19 protein-coding genes are annotated in these 20,291 nt (G+C 74.3%); 7 read left to right on the plus strand and 12 right to left on the minus strand.

From position 1 onward, the window contains the following. Positions 1-24: 24 nt before the first annotated feature. From ACIP2X_RS30725 to ACIP2X_RS30750, 6 genes are all read right to left on the minus strand, one after another. Positions 25-1,722: a nitrite/sulfite reductase gene (locus ACIP2X_RS30725; protein ID WP_401679110.1), complete on the minus strand. Its 1,698-nt coding sequence runs from the start codon at positions 1,720-1,722 to the stop codon at positions 25-27. Between the two features lie 128 nt (positions 1,723-1,850). Beyond that, positions 1,851-1,934, minus strand: a complete 84-nt coding sequence (locus ACIP2X_RS30730) for a putative leader peptide (protein ID WP_309486338.1) — start codon at positions 1,932-1,934, stop codon at positions 1,851-1,853. A 128-nt stretch (positions 1,935-2,062) separates the two neighbouring features. Beyond that, entirely contained in the window at positions 2,063-2,635 is a 573-nt protein-coding gene (locus tag ACIP2X_RS30735; RefSeq protein WP_401679113.1) for a GNAT family N-acetyltransferase, read from the minus strand. 17 nt (positions 2,636-2,652) lie between these two features. Beyond that, positions 2,653-3,855 carry a hypothetical protein gene (locus ACIP2X_RS30740; RefSeq protein ID WP_401679116.1) on the minus strand — a complete coding sequence of 401 codons (1,203 nt, stop codon included), beginning with the start codon at positions 3,853-3,855 and terminating at the stop codon, positions 2,653-2,655. Positions 3,856-4,059: 204 nt separating this feature from the next. Continuing rightward, a complete protein-coding gene (locus ACIP2X_RS30745; protein ID WP_401679119.1) occupies positions 4,060-5,355 on the minus strand; it encodes a GAF domain-containing protein in 1,296 nt (431 codons plus the stop codon). A 321-nt stretch (positions 5,356-5,676) separates the two neighbouring features. Continuing rightward, positions 5,677-7,311, minus strand: a complete 1,635-nt coding sequence (locus tag ACIP2X_RS30750) for an acyl-CoA dehydrogenase family protein (protein WP_401679121.1) — start codon at positions 7,309-7,311, stop codon at positions 5,677-5,679. Positions 7,312-7,421: 110 nt separating this feature from the next. Here ACIP2X_RS30750 and ACIP2X_RS30755 point away from each other — a divergent pair, with 110 nt between their 5' ends. Continuing rightward, positions 7,422-8,651, plus strand: a complete 1,230-nt coding sequence (locus ACIP2X_RS30755; protein WP_401679124.1) for a YihY/virulence factor BrkB family protein — start codon at positions 7,422-7,424, stop codon at positions 8,649-8,651. 24 nt (positions 8,652-8,675) lie between these two features. Here ACIP2X_RS30755 and ACIP2X_RS30760 read toward each other — a convergent pair whose 3' ends face one another. Beyond that, the gene (locus tag ACIP2X_RS30760) at positions 8,676-9,509 is read right to left on the minus strand and encodes an NAD(P)H-binding protein (RefSeq protein WP_401679127.1); all 834 of its coding nucleotides are present in this window, start codon (positions 9,507-9,509) and stop codon (positions 8,676-8,678) included. A gap of 81 nt (positions 9,510-9,590) precedes the next feature. Here ACIP2X_RS30760 and ACIP2X_RS30765 point away from each other — a divergent pair, with 81 nt between their 5' ends. Then, entirely contained in the window at positions 9,591-10,550 is a 960-nt protein-coding gene (locus ACIP2X_RS30765; protein WP_401679130.1) for an AraC family transcriptional regulator, read from the plus strand. A 37-nt stretch (positions 10,551-10,587) separates the two neighbouring features. Continuing rightward, on the plus strand, positions 10,588-11,277 hold the full coding sequence (locus ACIP2X_RS30770) for a helix-turn-helix domain-containing protein (RefSeq protein ID WP_401679133.1): 690 nt from the start codon (positions 10,588-10,590) through the stop codon (positions 11,275-11,277). On the opposite strand, the gene ACIP2X_RS30775 is transcribed toward ACIP2X_RS30770, so the two are convergent. Beyond that, a complete protein-coding gene (locus ACIP2X_RS30775; protein ID WP_401679135.1) occupies positions 11,260-11,667 on the minus strand; it encodes a VOC family protein in 408 nt (135 codons plus the stop codon). The two genes, ACIP2X_RS30770 and ACIP2X_RS30775, sit on opposite strands and share 18 nt — an antisense overlap. A gap of 77 nt (positions 11,668-11,744) precedes the next feature. Then, positions 11,745-12,377 (minus strand): VOC family protein, encoded by a 633-nt coding sequence (locus ACIP2X_RS30780; protein WP_401679138.1) that lies wholly within the window; start codon positions 12,375-12,377, stop codon positions 11,745-11,747. 62 nt (positions 12,378-12,439) lie between these two features. Between ACIP2X_RS30780 and ACIP2X_RS30785 the strand changes: the two genes are divergently transcribed. Further along, on the plus strand, positions 12,440-13,111 hold the full coding sequence (locus tag ACIP2X_RS30785) for a ThuA domain-containing protein (RefSeq protein WP_401679141.1): 672 nt from the start codon (positions 12,440-12,442) through the stop codon (positions 13,109-13,111). A 20-nt stretch (positions 13,112-13,131) separates the two neighbouring features. Here ACIP2X_RS30785 and ACIP2X_RS30790 read toward each other — a convergent pair whose 3' ends face one another. Next, positions 13,132-14,154 carry a hydroxyacid dehydrogenase gene (locus ACIP2X_RS30790; RefSeq protein WP_401679143.1) on the minus strand — a complete coding sequence of 341 codons (1,023 nt, stop codon included), beginning with the start codon at positions 14,152-14,154 and terminating at the stop codon, positions 13,132-13,134. A gap of 271 nt (positions 14,155-14,425) precedes the next feature. Between ACIP2X_RS30790 and ACIP2X_RS30795 the strand changes: the two genes are divergently transcribed. Then, positions 14,426-16,054 (plus strand): carboxylesterase/lipase family protein, encoded by a 1,629-nt coding sequence (locus tag ACIP2X_RS30795; RefSeq protein WP_401679146.1) that lies wholly within the window; start codon positions 14,426-14,428, stop codon positions 16,052-16,054. Positions 16,055-16,069: 15 nt separating this feature from the next. Here the strand turns inward: ACIP2X_RS30795 and mmuM are convergent, their stop codons facing one another. Continuing rightward, positions 16,070-17,002, minus strand: coding sequence for a homocysteine S-methyltransferase (mmuM, locus tag ACIP2X_RS30800; protein WP_401679149.1), 933 nt, complete (start codon positions 17,000-17,002; stop codon positions 16,070-16,072). Between the two features lie 101 nt (positions 17,003-17,103). Here mmuM and ACIP2X_RS30805 point away from each other — a divergent pair, with 101 nt between their 5' ends. Together ACIP2X_RS30805 and ACIP2X_RS30810 are read left to right on the plus strand one after the other, a co-directional pair. After that, entirely contained in the window at positions 17,104-18,813 is a 1,710-nt protein-coding gene (locus tag ACIP2X_RS30805; RefSeq protein ID WP_401679153.1) for a DUF2264 domain-containing protein, read from the plus strand. 79 nt (positions 18,814-18,892) lie between these two features. Further along, positions 18,893-19,648: an isocitrate lyase/phosphoenolpyruvate mutase family protein gene (locus ACIP2X_RS30810; RefSeq protein WP_401679260.1), complete on the plus strand. Its 756-nt coding sequence runs from the start codon at positions 18,893-18,895 to the stop codon at positions 19,646-19,648. Between the two features lie 23 nt (positions 19,649-19,671). Here ACIP2X_RS30810 and ACIP2X_RS30815 read toward each other — a convergent pair whose 3' ends face one another. Next, complete coding sequence (locus ACIP2X_RS30815; protein WP_401679157.1) at positions 19,672-20,250, minus strand: TetR/AcrR family transcriptional regulator; 579 nt, start codon at positions 20,248-20,250, stop codon at positions 19,672-19,674. Positions 20,251-20,291 lie beyond the last annotated feature (41 nt).

The following is a 20,291-nucleotide window of genomic DNA, read 5'->3' on the forward strand; positions in this document are numbered from 1 at the left end:
CATCCCTCGCTTCGCTCGCCGCGCTCACGAAAGGGCCTCCTCGGAGGCGCGGGCCGCCCAGGTCGCGAACCGCTCGCCGTCCTCGCGCTCCGCCTGGAAGCGCTTGAGGACACGCTCGACGTAGTCGGGCAGCTCCTGCGAGGTGACCTTCAGACCGCGCACCTTGCGGCCGAACCCGGCCTCCAGGCCGAGTGCGCCGCCCAGATGCACCTGGAAGCCCTCGACCTGCTCGCCCTCGGCGTTCGTGACCAGCTGGCCCTTGAGACCGATGTCCGCGACCTGGATACGGGCGCAGGCGTTCGGGCAGCCGTTGATGTTGATGGTGATCGGCTCGTCGAAGTCCGGGATCCGGCGCTCCAGCTCGTCGATCAGGGAGGCGCCGCGCGCCTTGGTCTCGACGATGGCGAGCTTGCAGAACTCGATGCCGGTGCACGCCATCGTGCCGCGCCGGAAGGGCGACGGGCTGACCGTGAGGTCCAGCGCCTGAAGGCCCTCGACGAGCGAGTCGACCTGCGACTCGTCGACGTCCAGCACGATCATCTTCTGCTCGACGGTGGTGCGGACCCGGCCCGAGCCGTGCGCCTCCGCCACCTCGGCGATCTTCGTCAGCGTGGCGCCGTCGACGCGGCCGACCCGGGGTGCGAAACCGACGTAGAACCGGCCGTCGTTCTGCCGGTGCACCCCGACGTGGTCGCGCCAGCGCTCCACGGGCTGCGCGGGCGCGGGACCGTCGGTCAGCTTGCGCCCCAGGTACTCGTCCTCCAGCACCTGGCGGAACTTCTCCGCGCCCCAGTCGGCCACCAGGAACTTCAGGCGGGCGCGGGTGCGCAGCCGCCGGTAGCCGTAGTCACGGAAGATCGAGATGACGCCCTCGTAGACGTCCGGCACCTCGTCCAGCGGGACCCAGGCGCCGAGCCGGACACCGATCTTCGGGTTGGTGGACAGTCCGCCGCCGACCCACAGGTCGAAGCCGGGACCGTGCTCGGGGTGCACGACACCGACGAGGGCGATGTCGTTGATCTCGTGCGCCACGTCCAGCAGCGGCGAGCCGGAGATCGCCGACTTGAACTTACGGGGCAGGTTCGAGAAGTCCTTGTTGCCGATGATCCGGCGGTGGATCTCCTCGATCGCCGGGGTGCCGTCGATGATCTCGTCGGCGGCGATACCGGCGACGGGCGAGCCGAGGATCACGCGGGGCGTGTCACCGCAGGCCTCGGTGGTGGACAGGCCCACCGCCTCCAGGCGGTTCCAGATCTCGGGGACGTCCTCGATCCGGATCCAGTGGTACTGGACGTTCTGCCGGTCGGTGATGTCGGCCGTGCCGCGCGCGAACTCCTGCGAGATCTCGCCGATCACCCGCAGCTGCTCGGTGGTGAGCCGGCCGCCGTCGATGCGGACGCGGAGCATGAAGTACTCGTCGTCCAGCTCCTCCGGCTCCAGGATCGCGGTCTTGCCGCCGTCGATCCCCGGCCTGCGCTGGGTGTACAGGCCCCACCAGCGCATGCGGCCGCGCAGGTCGTTGGGGTCGATCGAGTCGAAACCCCGCTTGGAGTAGATCGTCTCAATGCGTGTCCGCACATTGAGACCGTCGTCGTCCTTCTTGAACTGCTCGTTGCCGTTGAGCGGGGTGAAGTGCCCCGCGGCCCACTGACCCTCACCGCGGTGACGGCTCACCTTGCGGCGGGAACTCGCGGCAGCAGGGTTCTGCGGGTTGGCGGCCATGGTGTCTACGTCCTTCGGGACAGGCGGAAAGCGGCTCTGACCTGCGCGTACGAGAGCATGCGGGCGTACGGGCGCAGCGTTGCGCAGGAACAGACGAAGCTGGGGGGATCGGCGCTGCTGGAGAGGTCTCAGCTCGCCGGACAGATGGCGCTGGACATGCGGCCGAGGTCGACGTGCCGCCGACTCACCAAGGCAATTCCAGTTCCAGACATGACGGAAGCGTGTCACGGCGATCTGGACACAGTCCAGCTTTATCCAAAATGTGGACACCCTTGTCCCGGAATGTGGAACAAGGGTGTCCTCGGTCACATGGGCCTGAACGGCGTCTTGTCCGGCCAGGTCAGAGAGGGTATGCGCCGGGCCAGGGGCCGGGCGTCGCGACGTCCGGCTCCTCCTCGACCTTGGTGTCGAACAGCGTGAAGCCGCGGCGGAGGTAGTTGTCCATGGCGTGCTCGCCGTCCTTGCTGCAGGTGTGCAGCCAGACCCGCTTCGTCGCGGCGAGACCCGGCCACCGGTCGGCGAGATCCCACGCGCGGGCGGCCCCGTACGCCAGCAGGTGCCCACCGATGCGGCGGCCCCGGAAGGCGGGAACGAGACCGAAGTAGACGATCTCCACCACGCCGTCGTCCTGCGGCTTCAGTTCCACGTACCCGGCCGGCGTGCCCCGGTCGTAGGCCACCCACGTCTCCACCCCGGGCCGCCCCAGGTGCTCCTGCCAGCGCGCGTACGGCCAGCCCAGCCGGTCCGTCCAGCGGATGTCGCCGCCCACGGACGCGTACAGGAAACGGCTGAACTCGGGGGAGGGCACCTCGGCGCGGGCGATCCGCACATCGCCCTCCGGCGCCGCGGCCGGGAGCAGGTCCGAGGGGGCGGTCTGCTCCAGGGACCAGGTGGTCACGGGGATGTTCGTCATACCGGTCAGGGAATCATCTAGCCCAGCGCCCTGTCGATCGTCTCCAGCGGCAGCGAGAACAGCATCCGCCCCGACTGCGACCAGACCTCGCCGCTCTCCTCCCAGTAGGAGAGGGACTGCGCGGGGCCGCTCCAGCACAGATACGTCTCGTCCGTCCCGCACCGCGCGACCCGCGCCCCGTCGCCGTCCTGCCGCCACAGCGTCCCGTGCTCGCCCGCCGTGCGGGCCAGGTACCACCGGGACCGGTGGGCGAGCACACCGCGGACGTCGGTGGCCTTCGTCTCGTAGGCCTCCTGCGGCGCGGTGCCCAGCAGGCCGGCCCCGGAGGGGTCGTCGTCGAGCCCGTAGCGCCACAGCCGGGTGGGCCGGTCGCCGTCCGCCGGGACGGACTCGCTCGCGACCAGGCTGTCGGGTGTGGTGCTGCGGTCCAGGGAGAGCGCGCCGATCCGGGCGCCGGTCAGACGGTACGCGCGGACGGCGGGCAGGGTGTAGCGCTCGCCCCGCGCCGGTGGCGTGGTCGCGGCGGTGTCGGCGGAGGCGCGCCGGATGCGGTCCAGGTCGTAGACGTAGAGGCCGCGCCCCTCCTCGGCGGTGACGAGCAGCTTGTCCTGGTACCAGACCATGCCGGTCAGCGGCGAGACGAGCGGCCGTCCGACGGGGTCGCCGTCCGCGGGCACGGTGAGCGCGACCCAGGTGTAGGTGAGCCGCTCCGGATCGTTGGCGTCGACGAAGGCGACCCGGGAGTGGCCGCGCTGGTCGCTCCAGCCGGCCAGGATCACGCGGTTCGCGCCCCAGCGGCCGTCGTCGTCGGCGTCCCCCGAGGTGGTCAGGCCGCCGGTGTGCCACTTCTCGGTGCCGGCCTCGTCCCAGCAGTGCGCCCGGGTGGCGGCGGGCGCTATCGGCAGCGCGGAGCGGTCGGCTCCCGCGCAGTCGGCCGCGGCGCGCAGGCCGCGGTCGGCGTCCGCGAGGACGGCGGCGACGCCGACGGGCCGGGCCGGTCCGCCGGGCGCCGGCCGTGCGAGCGACATCTCGCTCAGGCGCAGATCGGCCAGGGAGGGCGCGGAGGTCATCGGCTTCAGGGCGCCCGGGTCGCTGCCGGAGGTGGCCTGGGAGGTGCTGATCAGGGTGGCGGCGCCGGTGAGCGCGAGAGCGGTCCCGGCCAGGAACGCCCGCAGCGCTTGGCCCCGCTTACGTCGGCGGTGTCTGCCGCGTTGCTTCATCTGTCCTCCCGAGGTGGGCCAACTGCGCCTGTTGATCCGTGCGTTGACCTGGGAGCAGGTGGGGTGGCCCGGTAGGGGATGCTACGTCAGGTACGGCGGAGCGGGGACGAAGACCCCGTAAATATGCGGAAGAAGCCCTCGGATCTGTGGAAGTCGCCATCGGATGTACGGCGACGGCATACCCTGCTGTCACGGTGTGTAACCTCACGCCGGGTCGGAGCGCCGCCGGGAGGTGGCCGGGGCCTCCCGCACCCGGAGCACCTCGGGCGCGCTGGAGTGCGGCAGCAGGCCGGTCGGCTCGGGCGGGACGATCACCTGTACCTCGGCCTCATCGCAGAAACGATACGGCCGGTGCTCCAGAACTCCCCCCAGATATCGCCTCACCCGCGACATCTCGGCACGCACCGTCACCGTGCGGCGCGGGTCGCCGAACACGTCCGCGGCGAGCTGCGCGGCGGTGCGGCCCGCCCGGTGCTCGGCCAGCAGGAACAGCAACTCCGCGTGCCGCGGGCTCAGTTCGTGGGCCCAGGAACCGGCGCTGCCCGACACCGTGACGGTCCAGCGGCGCGGTTGCCCCAGATCCAGCACGATCCGGGTGTCACCGGAGGGCAGCGGCTCGTCGGCGGGCCGCACCAGCCAGCCCTCGGCCAGCGGTTCCACCCCGCAGGGCCCCAGCAGGGGCAGCGGACGGCGGCCCGCCGACAGCGCCTTGGGCAGCGCGATCCGGCTCGTGTACGGCATCCCCGTCACCGCCGCCGTCCAGCCCTCGCGGTCCACCACCAGCGCGCGGCCGGTCAGCCGGGCCAGCACCGGTGCGGCCACGGCGCGCAGCCCTTCCAGTGCGGTCAGATGCAACTCCCGCAACCTGGCCTCGGCGAGCTTGGCCACCGATTCGACCCAGGCGAGGGTGGCCGGATGCATCGTCTCCAGCGGCCCGCTGACGTCCACCACGCCGATCAGCCGCCCGTCACGCGGATCGGTGAGGGGGGCGCCGGCACAGGTCCACGAGGTGTGCGAGCGCACGAAGTGCTCGGCGCCGAACACCTGAACGGGCCGCCGTACCACGGCCGGTGTGCCGACGCCGTTGGTGCCGACGGTGTCCTCCGCCCAGTCGGCGCCGAGCAGGAAGCCCAGCCCGTCCGCCTTGCGCAGCACCGCGGCACTGCCCTCACGCCACAGCACCCGGCCCTCCGCGTCGGCGATCACCATGATGTGCTGGGCCGCGTCCGCGACGGAGACCAGGCCTTCCCTGAGCACCGGCAGCACATGCCGCAGCGGCGACTCCTCGCGCCGGCGCAGCACCTCCTCCGGTGGCAGCAGACCGGATCTGAAGTCGTGGTCCGGGTCGACGCCGGTACGCAGCATCCGCCCCCAGGACTCCCCGATCACCGGGCGGGGGGCGAGGTGCGGGCTGCGGCGGGCGAGGGCGTCGTCGCGTAAGGCGCTGAGCACCCGCGCGGCCCGTGGCGCGTCGACGGCGGCCAGGTGCGACACATTCATAGGCGACCGCGGCACTGAGGTCCTCCCCCGGGTTCACACTGATGTGCGACCGGCTGTCAAGGCCTGGTGGCGTCGTTTTCCGGTCGCGTCCTGCACGTGCGTCCCATACTGCCGCCCGCCCGGCGACGGAGGGGCCGAGTCCGGTCACAGACACCGGAAAGTTGCAACCCTTTGCAACCCTGGTGAACCGACCCCCGCTGTCTGAAACTTGAGCGACGTCGCCCGTGCGGCGCGCTGGGCCTCAACGGGCCGGCAGGGGCAGGGGTGGTGCCGTGTCGGCGCAGCACCACCCCTGTCGGCGCCCGGATCCCGGAGCGGACGTCAGGAGACCGGCCGCGCCCGCTCCACCACGGACGCCAGGTCCAGGGTGTGCGGCAGGGTCCCGAAGGCGTGCCCCCAGTCGCCGCCCAGCCGTGAGCCGCAGAACGCGTCGGCGACCACCGGCGGGGCGTACCGGACGAGGAGCGCGCCCTGCAGCACCAGCGCGAGCCGCTCGACCACGCGCCGGGCGCGGGCCTCGACGCCTTCCAGATCGGCCAGTTCGGTCAGCAGGTTCTTGATCGCGGCGTCCAGCCGGTGGTCGGCGCCGCGGGCCCGCCCGACCTCCTGGAGCAGGGCGTCGAGGGCCGACGGCTCACGCTGCAACGCGCGCAGCACGTCCAGCGCCTGTACGTTGCCCGCGCCCTCCCAGATCGAGTTGAGCGGCGACTCGCGGACCAGCCGGGGCAACCCCGACTCCTCGACGTAACCGTTTCCGCCCAGGCACTCGGCAGCCTCCACCGCCACCGGCGCACAGCGCTTGGTCACCCAGTACTTGGCGGCGGGCACCGCGAGCCGCAGGAACGCCCGCTCCTGCTCGCCGCCGTCGTCGCAGGCGGCGGCGAGACGCAGCCCCAGCGTCGTCGCGGCCTCGGACTCGAGGGCGAGATCGGCCAGGACGTTGCGCATCAGCGGCTTGTCGATCAGCCTGCCGCCGAACGCCTCCCGGTGGGTGCAGTGGTGGATCGCCTGCGCGACGGCCTGCCGCATCAGGCCCGCGGAGCCGAGCACGCAGTCGATCCTGGTCGCGGCGACCATCTCGATGATGGTCCGCACCCCGCGCCCCTCGTCGCCGACCCGGCGCGCCCAGGTCCCGTCGAACTCGACCTCGGCGGAGGCGTTGGAGCGGTTGCCGAGCTTCTCCTTCAGGCGCTGGATCAGGAACACGTTGGCGACGCCGTCGTCGAGGATCCGCGGCACGAGGAAACAGGTCAGCCCGCCCGGAGCCTGTGCCAGCACCAGGAAGCCGTCCGACATGGGGGCCGAGCAGAACCACTTGTGGCCGGTCAGCTCGTACGTCCCGTCCTCCGCGAGGGGGCGGGCGACGGTGGTGTTGGCGCGGACGTCGCTGCCGCCCTGCTTCTCCGTCATGCCCATCCCGAACAGCGCCCCGGCCTTCTGCCCGGCGGGCCGCTGATCGCGGTCGTAGATCATCGACGTCAGCCGCGGTTCCCACTCGGCGGCGAGCGCCGGGTCGGTGCGCAGCGCGGGCACGGCGGCGTGGGTCATGGACAGCGGGCAGCCGTTGCCGGCCTCGACCTGCGTCCACATCAAGAACCCCGCCGCCCGGCGCACGTGCCCGGCCGGCCGGGCCCAGGCCGCCGTCAGGCCCGCGGCCACGCCCTTGCCGAGCAGCCGGTGCCAGGACGGGTGGAACTCGACCTCGTCGACGCGGTGCCCGTAGCGGTCGTGGGTGCGCAGTGCGGGCGGGTGCTGGTTGGCGAGCACTCCCCACTCCTGCACCTGCGCCGAGCCACAGGTGCGGCCGAACGCCGAGAGCTCGTCAAGGGCCGTGTCGAGCAGGTCCGGGGCGACGTGCCGTTCGATGGCCGCGAGCAGGGCGCGGTCGGCGGAGAAGACGTCGTGTCCGACGAGCGGGGGGGCCTGGTTGGTCACGATGTGGGTGCTGCGTGCCATGTCTCGGAACCTACCCCGAGGTACGGGGCCGGTCACCCCGGGATCGCGGCGCCGCGGGCCTCCGTCCGACCAGGGTGAACCGGGCCCGGTGCGGCGGATACCTTTGGCTCGTGCAGCCAGCAAGTGACATCCCCGAACCCTCCGGTCGCCTCCACCGTGCGCGTGCCCTGTACCGGAACGTCTCCAAGCGCAGGACCGCCTGGCTGCTGCTGAAGGACACCGTCAACTCCTGCATCGAGTACCGCATCCTCGGCCTGGCCGCCGAAGCGGCGTTCTTCACCCTGCTGTCGGTCCCGCCGCTGCTGCTCAGCCTGATCGGCCTGCTCGGCTACGTCGACGACTGGACCGGCACCGACACCATCTCCAGCCTGGAGACCAACCTCCTGGAGGCCTCCCGCACGGTCCTGTCCGACAAGGGCGTCAACCAGATCGCGCGGCCGATCCTGGACGACGTGATGCAGGGCGGGCGCCCGGACGTCATCTCCATAGGCTTCCTCTTCGCGCTGTGGTCGGGGTCCCGGGCGGTGAACGTCTTCATCGACACGATCACCGTGATGTACGGGCTGGACGGCGTCCGGGGGATCGTGAAGACCCGGCTGGTGGCGTTCCTGCTGTTCATCGCGGCCCTGCTGATCGGCTCGGTGGCGCTGCCGCTGATGGTCGCGGGACCCGACGCGGTGGTGCGGATCGTGCCGTGGTCGACGACGGTGGTGCAGGTCCTGTACTGGCCCGTGGTGATGGTCCTGTCGATCATCTTCCTGACCACGCTCTACCACGTCTCCGTCCCGGTGCGCTCCCCCTGGGTGGAGGACGTGCCCGGTGCCCTGGTCGCCCTCGCCATGTGGGTGCTCGGCAGCTTCCTGCTGCGGATCTACCTGGCCAATACCATCGAGGGTGCGACGATCTACGGCTCGCTGGCGGCCGCCGTGGCCGTACTGCTGTGGATCGGTGTGTCCGCCTTCGCCGTGCTCGTCGGCGCCGCCGTCAACGCGGCGATCGACCGGGTCTGGCCGGCCGCCGCGACGGCCGCCGCCCGTGCCGCCAACGAGCGCCTGCGGGAGGCGCAGGTCGCCGAGTACGTCGCCCGCGCCGCCGCGGCCCGCGGGGCCGACCCCGATCCGGACGACCCCGACATGCCGTCCGAGTTCCCCGAGCGCTGGTCCCGCTTCCTGCCGCCGGAGGACGTGACGGCACGGCTGCGCACCCAGGTGAAGAGCTCGCACCACGCGTCTCAGAACTCCTCCCGGCCGCCCTCGCGGAACGCCGCCCAGAACGCCGCCCAGGATTCCGCGCGCGAGACGACCGGGGAGAACGGGGCGGAGCCGCCCCGGGAGCGGTGAGGCGGGCCCGGGTGCCCCCGGCGCTCAGGGCGTCCAGGTTCCCGCCGCGGCCGCCTCGGTCGCGAACGCGGTGAAGTCCCGCGGCTCGCGGCCCAGCACCTGCCGGACACCGTCCGAGAGGTGGGCGTTGCGGCCGTCCAGGAGGGTCTCGAACACGTCCACGAGCAGCTCCACCACCTCCGGCGGCTCCCCGAAGCCGGCCAGCCGCGCACCGTACTCCTCCGTCGGCACCGGCCGGTACGTCAGTTCGCGCCCCGCCGCCTTCGCGACCTCGGCGACCGCCTCGCCGAAGGTCAGCAGCCGGGGCCCGGTCACGTCGATGCCCAGCCCCACGTACCGGTCGCCCGTCGTCAGCGCGGCCACCACCACGTCCGCGACGTCCCGCAGATCGACGAACGGCTCCCGTACCGCGCCGCCCGGGAACACCAGCTCCCCGCCCAGCCGCAGCTCCTCCACCAGCGGCCCCTCGCTGAAGTTCTGCATGAACCACGCGGAACGCACGACCGTCCAGTCCGCGCCCGACTCCCGCAGCGCCTCCTCGGTGGGCCGCGCCTGCACCTCGCCCCGCGCCGACAGCAGCACCAGCCGCCGCACGCCGAGGGCGACCGCCTCGTGCGCGAGCAGCCCGACCCCGCGGGTGGCCGCCGGGGAGCCGACGTCGCCGGGGTGGACGAGGTAGGCCGCGTCCGCGCCCCGCAGTGTGGGCGCCCACGTCGCGCGGTCCGCCCAGTCGAAGCCCCCGGCGCGCGAGGCCGCCCGTACCTCCAGTCCCGCCGCCCGCGCGGCCCGCGCGACCCGGCTGCCCGTACGACCGGACGCCCCGGTCACCACCACCGTCATGCCCGATTTCTGTGTCATGTCTCCAGTGAACTGCCGCACCCCTTCCCGGGCCCATCACTGAACGGCTCATTCCGCTGCGCGCGCGTCTACGCTGACGCCATGGACCCCCTGGCAGGCCTGCTGGAAGGCCCTCGCGCCCGTGGCGCCTTCATGATCCGGGCCTGCTTCGATCCGCCCTGGGCCGTGCGGGTCGAGGACCGCGCGCCGCTGACCGTGATGCTCATGGTGCGCGGCGACGCCTGGATCGTCCCGGACAGCGGCGAGCCGATCCGGCTGCGGGCGGGCGACCTCGCCGTCGCGCGCGGCCCCGAGCCCTACACCTGCGGCGACGATCCCGCGACGGCGCCGCGGGCGGTGATCCTGCCGGGCGGCCGGTGCCACCACCCCCACGGCGGGCCGCTCGGCGGCCGGATGGACCTGGGCGTGCGCACCTGGGGCGACCGCCCCGACGGCGCCGCGGTGATGCTGATCGGCACCTACCTCCACCAGGGCGAGATCAGCGGGCGGCTCCTCGACGCCCTGCCCCCGTTGCTGTCGCTGACCTCGGACGTCTGGAGCTGCCCGCTCACCCCGCTCCTGATGGAGGAGGTCGTCCGGGACGAGCCGGGGCAGGTGGTCGTCCTGGACCGGCTGCTGGACCTGCTGGTGATCGCCGCGCTGCGGGCCTGGTTCTCCCGGCCCGAGGCCGCCGCGCCGGCCTGGTACCGGGCGCAGGCCGACCCCGTCGTCGGAGGTGTGCTGCGCCGTCTCCAGGACGAACCGGCCCGGCCGTGGACGGTGGCGGCCCTCGCCGCCGAGGCCGGGGTGTCCCGGGCCGCCCTCGCCCGCCGCTTCACCGAACTGGTCGGCGAGCCGCCGATGACGTACCTCACCGGCTGGCGCCTCGCCCTCGCCGCCGACCGCCTGCGCGACAGCGAGGACACCCTGGAGGCGATAGCCCGCCGCATCGGCTACGGCAGCGCCTTCGCCCTGTCCAACGCGTTCAAGCGGGTGTACGGGGTGAGCCCCCAGGAGCACCGGACGCGGGGGCGCGCGACCGGGGTGGGGGTCGCGCGGTAGCGGGTTGAGCCCGGCCCGAGCGGCGTAGCCTTGCCCCGTGTACGCGGAGCGGGCGTCGAGGCTGGCCGGTGCGGTGGTGTGGACGAACACCCCGTCCGCCGCGTCCGGCGTGGGGCGGGTGCTGCCCGACGGCTGCATGGACCTGCTGTGGCACGACGGTCGCCTGCTGATCGCGGGCCCGGACACGCGCGCCCACCGCACGGACGGCGACGGCGGCGCCTGGGCGGGTGTCCGCTTCTTCCCCGGCACGGCGCCCACCTTCCTGGGCCTGCCCGCGCACGAGGTCCGCGACCGGCGCGTCGAACTGCGCGACCTCTGGCCGGACGCACGGGTACGCCGGCTCACCGCGCGCGTCGCGGCGGCCGCGGACCCCACGCGCGGCCTGGAGGAGGCGGCGCTGGCACTCGCGGCCGACGCCGGTCCGCCGGACCCGCTGCTGCGGCGGATCGTCACGGCGCTGGACGCGGGCCGCCCGGTCGCCGCGACCGCCGACGAACTCGGCATCGGCGCCCGCCAGTTGCACCGCCGTGCGCTGACCGCCTTCGGATACGGCCCGAAGACGCTGGCCCGCGTGCTGCGCCTGCAACGGGCCCTGGCCCTCGCGCGGGGCGGACTGCCGCTCGCGCAGACCGCCGTGGCGGCCGGCTACGCGGACCAGCCGCATCTGGCGCGGGAGGTCAGGGACCTGACGGGCACCACCTCGGGCGAGCTACTCGGCGGCGCCTGACGGCAGCGGGGCGAACAGGTCGACGCCGTTGCCGTCGGGGTCGTTCACGACGGCGTAGCGCTGGCCCCAGAAGGCGTCCCACGGCTTGAGTTCGCCGCGGTGGCCCGCGCCCACGATCTCCTCGTACACCGCGTCGACCTCGGCGGGTCCGTCGCACAGCAGGGCCAGCGAGGCACGGCCGCCCCCGGTGGGGGGCTGCCATCCGGGGTGGAAGGACCGCACGCTCTCCTCCGTGTCCAGCAGCAGCCGCAGCCCGCCCGGCAGTCCGGCCTCCGCGTGCGGCTGCTCCTCCGACCCCTGCGGGAAGTCGAATCCGAGGCGGCGGTAGAAGGCGACGGAGGCGGCCATGTCGGAGACGACCAGGCCGATGGCATCGAATCGTGGAGTCATGCCGCCCACGGTAGGCAGGACCGGGGGCACGGGTCTTGAAGGAAACGGACAGCGGCGCGGGGAACCGCGTTTGCCGCTCAGTCGAACCGCACCGGCCCCTTCGGCGTGTCCACCGTGAACGACAGCCCCACCGGGCCCTCTTCAAGGGGCAGTTCGGTGTCCAGGGCCGCCAGGAGGGGGCCGATCTCGCCGGGGTCGGGGGCCGTCGCCGTCAGGGACAGCAGTGGGGTGACGGGGAGTCCGGTCGCCGATGGATGGCGTGTGGCACCCCAGTCGATCAGGAAGGGGACCAGGCCGGAGGGGTGCGCGGCCGGGCCGTCGGTCAGGCGCCAGCGCAGCAGTGTGCCGCCGGGGGTGCGGCGGCTCATCGCCCGCGGGGTGCCGGGGTCGTAGCCCCGCTCCCGCGCCGCGGCCACCGCGGCGTCCAGGTCCGGCGGGCTGATCGCCCAGGTCAGCGTGCGGGGCGCGGGGAGTGCCCCGACGCCGAAGGGTGCGACGCCCGCGGGCCCGGTCTGCTCGGGATCCGGGCCGATGATCTCCAGGTATCCGGTTCCGCCCAGACCGACCAGGTGGTTGCGCGTGCCGCGACCGACGTGGGAGCCGCCGGCCGCCGGTGTCACACCGGTGCGCCGGGTGAACTCCGCGACCGTGGCCGCCAGATCCGGGGTTGCGAGGACGAGGTGGTCGAGGTGTGCGGGAATCGTGTTCATCGCCGCCGAGGCTACGCAACCCGCGCGTCCGTGGGGAACACCTGTGCGGCACGATGGGCGGCATGTCGCCCACCGCGCGTCCCCCGGCAGCCCGGCTGCTCGTCTTCACCCGCACCACCGCCTACCGCCACGACTCCCTTCCGGACGCCGTCACCGCGGTGGCCGCGCTCGGGCCGTTCGACGTCGAGCACACCGAGGACCCCGCGGCCCTGGAGGCCCCGCTCGACGGGTACGCGGCGGTCCTCTTCCTCTCCACCAGCGGCGAGGTGCTCACCCCGGCCGGACGCGCGCGGCTGACCGCGTACGTCGAGGCGGGCGGCGGCTTCGCCGGCGTGCACGCGGCGGCCTGCACCGAGGAGGACTGGCCGTACTACGGCGAGCTGCTCGGCGCCCGTTTCGCCCGCCACCCCGCCCACCAGCCGGGCCGGGCCCTCGTCGAGGACCACGACCACCCGGCGACCCGGCATCTGCCCGCCGCCTGGGACTTCACCGACGAGTGGTACGACTTCCGCACCAGCCCCCGCGGGGTGGCGCGGGTCCTGGTGTCCGCCGACGAGACCTCGTACGAGGGCGGCGGGATGGGCGAGGACCATCCGCTCGTCTGGTGCCGCCGCCAGGGCGCCGGCCGTGTCTTCTACACGGCGCTCGGGCACGCCCGTGAGGCCTACGCGGACCCGGACTTCCGCGCCCATCTGCGGGGCGGGATCGGCTGGGCGGCCGGGCTGTTCCCCTGACCGGCGGGGGCGCCGGAAGGTCAGGCCAGCCGGGTCAGGTCCCCGTGGCGCACCTGGTGGGCCAGGGGCCGGCCGCTCGCCAGGCGCTCCAGCTCCTCCACGACGAGCCGGCCGAGACGCTCCAGTTCGTTGCCGAGGGCACCGGCGACGTGCGGGGTGAGGAAGACGTTGGGGAGGGTGTAGAGCGGGGAGTCCGCCGGGAGCGGCTCCGGTTCGGTGACGTCCAGGATCGCGCTGAGGCGCCCAGCGACCAGTTCGTCGGTGAGGGCGGCGTGGTCGACGAGGGCGCCGCGTGCGGTGTTGACGAGCACGCCGCCGTCCCGGATCAGGGCGAGGCGCTCCCGGTTCAGCATGTGGTGGGTCCCGGGGAGGTCGGGAGCGTGCAGGGTGACGACGTCGCTGCCCGCCAGCAGGGCTTCCAGTGTCACCGCGCGGGCCCCCAGCGCGGCGGCGCCGGCGGCGTCCACGTAGGGGTCGTGGAGCAGGATCTCGAAGTCGTGGGGACGCAGCAGTTCGAGGAGTCTGCGGCCCACGCGGGAGGCGCCGACGACCCCGACGCGGCGGCCCAGGTTCCCCGTCGCCGCCGTCCGCGCGGCGTCCGGGCGCGCGTGGGTGGCGCGGAAGCGCTCCCGGTGGGCGAAGACGTCCTTGCCGGCCAGCAGGATCATCGCGAGCGTGTACTCCGCCACCGGCACGGCGTTGCCGGTGACCGCGCTGGAGACGGCGACACCTCGCCTCCACAGCGCCTCCCCGACCAGGGCGCGCACGGACCCGGCGGCATGCAGCACCGCGCGCAGGGCCGGCGCCGCGCCGAGGACGTCCTCGTCCAGGTGCGGGCAGCCCCAGCCGGTGATCAGCACCTCGGCGCGGGACAGCGCCCGGGTGACGCCGGGGTCGGTGCGGTCGGTGAAGTCCCGCACGACCAGCGCCGGGTCGACGTCCGCGGCCCGCCGCAGCCGCGCGAGCAGGGGAGGCGGGAAGAGCAGCGGGAGGTGCACCGGATCCATGGCGAACACCGCCGTGGGCGGCGAGGCGCTGGGCATGACCCTCCAGGGGCGCAAGGGGGCGGAGCGAGGCGTGGCGAGGGTTTCTGACGGTGCCTCCACCGTAGGTCCGCCCCCGGCGCGGGAGCAATCGACGGCCCGGCACGGCCCCTTCGCCGCCGCGGGCCCGCCCCGTGCCGCCCGGGCCCGGGATTTACGCCGAACGGCCCACCCGGGGACCCGACTGCCCGCGCGTGCGCCCCCATGCGTCCCGGCGATGTGATGATCTGACTTCAGCGGTGCACGGGCACGGTGAAGGGCGGGTGAGCGGATGACGTCGGCAGCGGTGACGGGCCCCGTGGTCAGGACACCGTACGGGGCCGTGCGCGGCCGACACGAGCAGGGCGTGGCCGTCTTCCGCGGAATCCCGTACGCGGCGCCCCCTTTCGGTCGGAACCGGTTCCGGCCCCCCGTGCCGCCGGAGCCCTGGGACGGCGTGCGCGACGCCGGCGCCTTCGGTCCCACCCCGCCGAAGCCGCCGTACTCGGAGGCGTTCGCCGAGTACCTGTGCGACCCGGTCGTCCCCGGGGACGACTGCCTCAACCTCAACGTCTGGACGCCCGAACCCGCCCCGGGAGCCCGCCTCCCGGTGCTCGTGTGGTTGCACGGCGGCGCCCTGACCAGGGGATCGTCCTGCGTCCCCGTCTACGACGGGCGCTCCTTCGCGCGCGACGGTGTCGTCTTCGTCTCCGTCAACTACCGGCTGGGCGTCGAGGGATACGGCCTGTTCCCGGACACGCCCGCCAACCCGGGGCTGCGCGACCAGCTCGCCGCCCTGCGCTGGGTGGCGGAGTCGATCGGGGCCTTCGGCGGCGACCCCGGCAGGGTGACCCTGGCGGGGCAGTCGGCCGGGGCGATCAGCGTCGGCGCCCTGATCGCCGCACCGCAGGCGCAGGGCCTGTTCCGGCGGGCGGTCCTGCAGAGCGGGCCGCCGGAGGTCGCCGAGCGCGACAAGGTGCGGCGGGTGGTGCGCCGCATGGCGGCCCGGCTGAAGGTGCCCGCGACCGCCGAGGCCCTCGCCGCCGTCGACCCCGAACCGCTGCTGCGCGCCCAGGTCGAGGTCGGCCGGCTCAGCAGCCCGGTGGTGGGCGGACCGGCCTTCGGGATCGTCGTCGACGGCGACCTCGTCCCTCGCGATCCCCTGGAGGCGCTGATCGACGGGGACGTCGCGTCCGGCGCCGACCTGATGATGGGCTGGACCCGCGACGAGTACCGGCTCTGGCTCGTGCCGGGCGGCCTGGTGGAGCGGATCGACCGGCTCGGCGCCTTCGCCCTGGCCGGCGCGATGGCCCGCTGCCGCTGCGGCCACGAGGTGCCGCGCGGCTATCGCGCCCTGCACCCCGAGGCCGGCGCCGCCGAGATCGTCGGCCAGCTGGTCACCGACCACCTGCTGCGCCGGCCGCTGCACCGGCTCGCCGACGCCCGCCCCGGCTCGGCGTACGTCTACGAGTTCGCCTGGCCCTCGCTGCGGCCCGGGCTCGGCGCCTGCCACGCACTGGAGCTCGGTTTCGTCTTCGACACCGGGGAGGCCCCCGAGTCGGCCCGGCTGGCGGGCTGGGGCGCGCCGACGGAGCTGGCCGACGCGATGCACTCGGCCTGGGTGCGGTTCGCGGCCGACGGGAACCCGGGCTGGGAGCCGTGGGACGACTCGCACCCGGTGCGGATCTTCGGCGAGAGCGAGCCGGCGGAGCGGGACGAGGAGCCCGGGGAGCGGGGCCCGGTCAGGGAGCCCTACACCGTGCACGGGCCGCGTGACCGGGAACTCGCGCTGTGGACCGCCGACACCGGCGGCCGGGAGGCGGAGCCCGCCCCGGCGCCGGACGGCGCGGCCGACCGCAACGCGGAGCTGCGGTCCGTCGTCCGGCTCCTGCGCCGTACCAGCGGTGCGCGGCGCCGCTGACGACCGGCGCGTCTCTCAGTCCGCCAGGGTCCGTGCGACGGAGCGGATCGTGTCGGGGCCGACCCGGCAGCACCCGCCGATCAGACGGGCCCCGGCGGCCCGCCAGTGCGCGACCCGCTCCGGTGTGAAGGTGGAGCCGCCGGTCCAGGCGCGTGCCTCGGGGTTCCAGACCTCGCCGCTGTTGGGATACGCCACCACCGGTCTGCCGGTCACCCGGGCAGCGAGCGCGACGGCGGCGTCGACGTCCTGAGGCGCGCAGCAGTTCACCCCCACCGCGATCACCTCGTCCACGTCGGCGGCCCGCGCGAAGGCCTCCGCGAGCGGCTCACCGGCGCGCGTGCGGTCCCCGGCCACGGTGTACGACAGCCAGGCCGGCACGCCCAGCCCGCGCACCGCCCGCAGCAGGGCCGTCGCCTCGTCGGCGTCCGGGACCGTCTCCAGAGCCAGCACGTCGGGACCGGCGGCGGCCAGGGCCTCCATCCGGGGGCGGTGGAAACGTTCCAGCTCGGCCACCGTCAGCCCGTAACCGCCCCGGTACTCCGAACCGTCCGCCCGCATCGCCCCGTACGGCCCGACCGAGGCCGCCACCCACAGCGGCCCCGCGACGCCCCGCTCGATCGCCCGCGCCGCCGCCTCGCGCGCCGACGTCACGCTGAGCCGCAGCAGTTCGGCCACCCGGTCACGACCGACGCCGCGCCTCGCGAACCCCTCGAAGGTGGCCTGGTAGCTGGCGGTGATCGCCACACTCGCGCCCGCCAGGAAGTACGCGAGGTGCGCGTCCGTGACCGCCTCGGGCCGCTCGGCCAGCAGCCGCGCAGACCACAGCTCGTCGCGGAGATCGTGCCCGGCCGACTCCAGCTGGTTGGACAGGCCGCCGTCGAGCACGACCGTCCCGGCGGCGAGGGCCTCGGCGAGGCGGACGGGGGCTTGCGGGGTGGTGCCGGTCATGTCACCGACGCTAGTCGACGGCGCCGTTTCCGGTCGGGCCCACCATGGGGACGACCAGGAGGGCCGGGACGTACCCGGCCCGGCAGGAAGGGAGCCCGTCGATGGAACTGCCCCCGGACGACCGCGCCCGGAGCCCGTACACCGGTTACACGCGTGCCCACTGGGAGGCCGCCGCCGACGCCCTGCTCGCCGCCGTCGAGCCCTACGCCGGCGCCGACCGCGCCCTGTACCACCTGCCCGGCGACCGCAGCAGTTCGTCCGGCAGGCTCTCGGACGGCCTGGAGGGCTACGCCCGGACGCTGCTGCTGGCGGCCTTCCGCCGGGACGGCGCCGTCCTGGAGCGCTACGCGGACGGCCTTGCCGCCGGCGTCCGCGGCGTCTGGCCGCGCGTCCAGGACCGCAGCCAGCCCCTGGTCGAGGCGGCGTCCGTCGCCCTCGGCCTGCGCCTGACCCGCGAACTGCTGTGGGACCGGCTCGACGACGCCGTCCGTCAGCGGGCGGCCGGCTGGCTCGCCGACGCGCTCGTGGCGCGGCCCTGGCCGAACAACTGGGAACTGTTCCCCGTGACCGTCGGCGGGTTCCTGGAGGACATCGGCCACGAGACGGAGGCGGCCCGCGCTGCGGTCGACCGCGGGCTGGAGCGCATCGAGCAGTGGTACCTCGGCGACGGCTGGTACACCGACGGGGACGGACGCAAGTTCGACCACTACAACGGCTGGGCGCTGCACCTCTACCCGGTCCTGCACGCCTGGCTCGCCGGCGACGGCGAGCTGCTGGACCGCTACGGCGGCCGCCTCCGCCGGTATCTCGCCGACCAGGCACGCCTGTTCGGGGCCGACGGCGCACCGATGCACCAGGGCCGTTCCCTCACCTACCGCTTCGCGGCCGCGGCTCCGCTGTGGCTGGGCGCGCTCACCGGCCACACCCCGCTGCCGCCCGGGCAGACACGGCGGCTGGCGTCGGGCGCCCTGCGGCACTTCCTGGACCGGGGAGCGGTGGACGAGCACGGAGTGCTGACCCTCGGCTGGCACGGCCCCGACCGGGCGCCGCTCCAGGCGTACTCCGGACCCGCCTCGCCCTACTGGGCGAGCAAGGGCTTCGTCGGGCTGCTCCTGCCGGCCGGGCACGAGGTGTGGACGGCGGCCGAGGAACCGGGTCCTGCGGAGCGTGCCGACGCCGTCACGCCCCTCGGCCCGCCCAACTGGCTGGTGCAGTCCACACGTACGGACGGCGTGGTGCGGCTCCACAACCACGGCAGCGAGGACGCGCGCTACGACCCGTACTACACCCGGCTCGCCTACTCGACCGTGACGCGGCCCTCGGCGGCGTACGACAACAGCGTGATCGTCGGCGGTGACGCGGGCCGGACGCAGATCGTGCCGCTGGGGGTGGGGGAGGGCTGGGCGGCCTCCCGGCACACCGTCCGGGACGGGGTGCACGTCACGAACCTGGTGGCCGCGGACGGCGCGGTGGAGGTGCGCGCGCACCTGGTGGCGGGGGCGGCGGCCGGGACCCCGGTCCGGGTCACCGGGTGGGCGGCGGCGGACGGCCTGCGCGCCGACCTCGTCCCCGCCGTCGGACTCGACGACACCCTCACCGGCACGGTCACCGGCCCGCACGGCCTGTTCGTCGCGCTCGTCCGCCTGACCGGGGACACGGACCCGGATCGGCTGGCGCACCTGGTCACGGTGGACGTGCGCGACACCTACGAACTGCGCGTACGGTGGGCCACCGGATCCACCGCACGCTTCCGGTTCACGCGCTCCGCCGAGCGGTCCGTGCCGCCGCTGTGGACGGTGAGCGCCGGGTGAGCCGGGCCTCGGCCGGCCGGGCGCCGACACTTCGGCCGAGGCCGAAGCGATCCGCGCCTACGGTGCGGTCATGACGGTCATGACTCCCTTCGCCGCCCTCCACCACCGCGCCGAGCCGCTGCTGCTGCCCAACGCCTGGGACCACGCCTCGGCCCGGGCGCTCGCGGCCCGGGGCTTCGCGGCGATCGGCACGACCAGCCTCGGGGTCGCGGCGGCGGCGGGGCTGCCCGACGGGGCGGCCGGGACCCGGGACGAGACGCTGCGCACGGCCCTCACGCTGGGCAGCGGGCCGTTCCTGCTCTCCGTCGACGCGGAGGCCGGGTTCAGTGAGGATCCCGACGCGGTCGGGGAGTTCGCGCGGCAGCTGGCTGTCGTCGGTGCCGTCGGCATCAATCTGGAGGACGGTCTCGGACCGCTCGCGCGACACGCGGCGAAGATCGCCGCGGTGAAGTCGGCCGCCCCCGGGCTCTTCGTCAACGCCCGCACCGACACGTACTGGCTGGACGGCGGCCACCGGCGCACGGAGACCCTCGCCCGCCTCGACGCCTACCAGGAGGCGGGCGCCGACGGGGTGTTCGTGCCCGGACTCACCGACCCCGCCGGGATCGCCGCGCTCGTCGAGCGCCTCGGCGTCCCGCTCAACATCCTCTACTCGCCCTCCGGCCCCGCCCTCGGCCACCTCGCCGATCTCGGCGTCCGCCGCGTCAGCCTCGGCTCGCTGCTCTACCGGCGGGCGCTGGGAGCTGCCCTGGAGGCCCTGACGGAGGTGCGGGAGGGGCGGGCGCCCCGTGGTCCGGTACCGACGTACGACGACGTGCAGGCGCTCAGCCGCTGACCGGCCCGTCGCGCGCCCGGGAGTCAGGCGGCGGGGCGCGCGGGCCAGTGCGCGAGGGCGATGTGCAGCGCCTCGACGGCCCGCTCCCACGACGCCTGCACCTCGCGCGGCGCACCGAAGGCGCCGGCGGCCTCCAGCGCGCAGAACCCGTGGAAACTGCTGCGCAACAGGCGTACGGCGTCGGTGAGATCGGGCTCGCCCAGGCCGTAGGCGCGCAGCATGCCGTAGGTGATGTCGGCGGTGCGCCGCATGGCGGGGGTGTCGGCGACGAGGTCCTGGTCGACGCGGATCTGGGTGGCGGCGTACCGGCCGGGGTGGGCCAGCGCGTACTCCCGGTAGGCGCCGGCGAAGGCGGCCAGCGCGTCCTTGCCGGCCCGTCCCGCCACCGCCTGCGCGATGTGGTCGATCAGCTCGCCGCCCGCCAGCAGGGCCAGACGGGTGCGCAGGTCCTGGAGGTTGCGGACGTGCGAGTAGAGGCTCGCGTCCTTGACGCCGAAGCGCCGGGCCAGCGCCGAGAGCGTGACGTGGTCGAGGCCGGCCTCGTCGGCGAGATCGGCGGCGGCCGCGACCAGGCGGTCGACGGTGAGTCCGGCTCTGGCCATGCGGCACCTCTCTTCGAAACCTAGGGTCTTTAGGTTAGTGC

Origin of the sequence: Streptomyces sp. NPDC089424, assembly GCF_044749345.1 — a bacterium.
GTDB lineage: Bacteria > Actinomycetota > Actinomycetes > Streptomycetales > Streptomycetaceae > Streptomyces.

What these genes read in the sequence shown, in the direction of transcription:
- ACIP2X_RS30725 (WP_401679110.1), bottom strand. Translation starts at nt 1,722, where the DNA reads ATGGCCGCCAACCCGCAGAACCCTGCTGCCGCGAGTTCCCGCCGCAAG.
- ACIP2X_RS30730 (WP_309486338.1), bottom strand. Translation starts at nt 1,934, where the DNA reads ATGTCTGGAACTGGAATTGCCTTGGTGAGTCGGCGGCACGTCGACCTC.
- ACIP2X_RS30735 (WP_401679113.1), bottom strand. Translation starts at nt 2,635, where the DNA reads ATGACGAACATCCCCGTGACCACCTGGTCCCTGGAGCAGACCGCCCCC.
- ACIP2X_RS30740 (WP_401679116.1), bottom strand. Translation starts at nt 3,855, where the DNA reads ATGAAGCAACGCGGCAGACACCGCCGACGTAAGCGGGGCCAAGCGCTG.
- ACIP2X_RS30745 (WP_401679119.1), bottom strand. Translation starts at nt 5,355, where the DNA reads ATGAATGTGTCGCACCTGGCCGCCGTCGACGCGCCACGGGCCGCGCGG.
- ACIP2X_RS30750 (WP_401679121.1), bottom strand. Translation starts at nt 7,311, where the DNA reads ATGGCACGCAGCACCCACATCGTGACCAACCAGGCCCCCCCGCTCGTC.
- ACIP2X_RS30760 (WP_401679127.1), bottom strand. Translation starts at nt 9,509, where the DNA reads ATGACACAGAAATCGGGCATGACGGTGGTGGTGACCGGGGCGTCCGGT.
- ACIP2X_RS30765 (WP_401679130.1), top strand. Translation starts at nt 9,591, where the DNA reads ATGGACCCCCTGGCAGGCCTGCTGGAAGGCCCTCGCGCCCGTGGCGCC.
- ACIP2X_RS30775 (WP_401679135.1), bottom strand. Translation starts at nt 11,667, where the DNA reads ATGACTCCACGATTCGATGCCATCGGCCTGGTCGTCTCCGACATGGCC.
- ACIP2X_RS30780 (WP_401679138.1), bottom strand. Translation starts at nt 12,377, where the DNA reads ATGAACACGATTCCCGCACACCTCGACCACCTCGTCCTCGCAACCCCG.
- ACIP2X_RS30785 (WP_401679141.1), top strand. Translation starts at nt 12,440, where the DNA reads ATGTCGCCCACCGCGCGTCCCCCGGCAGCCCGGCTGCTCGTCTTCACC.
- ACIP2X_RS30790 (WP_401679143.1), bottom strand. Translation starts at nt 14,154, where the DNA reads ATGCCCAGCGCCTCGCCGCCCACGGCGGTGTTCGCCATGGATCCGGTG.
- ACIP2X_RS30795 (WP_401679146.1), top strand. Translation starts at nt 14,426, where the DNA reads ATGACGTCGGCAGCGGTGACGGGCCCCGTGGTCAGGACACCGTACGGG.
- mmuM (WP_401679149.1), bottom strand. Translation starts at nt 17,002, where the DNA reads ATGACCGGCACCACCCCGCAAGCCCCCGTCCGCCTCGCCGAGGCCCTC.
- ACIP2X_RS30805 (WP_401679153.1), top strand. Translation starts at nt 17,104, where the DNA reads ATGGAACTGCCCCCGGACGACCGCGCCCGGAGCCCGTACACCGGTTAC.
- ACIP2X_RS30810 (WP_401679260.1), top strand. Translation starts at nt 18,893, where the DNA reads ATGACTCCCTTCGCCGCCCTCCACCACCGCGCCGAGCCGCTGCTGCTG.
- ACIP2X_RS30815 (WP_401679157.1), bottom strand. Translation starts at nt 20,250, where the DNA reads ATGGCCAGAGCCGGACTCACCGTCGACCGCCTGGTCGCGGCCGCCGCC.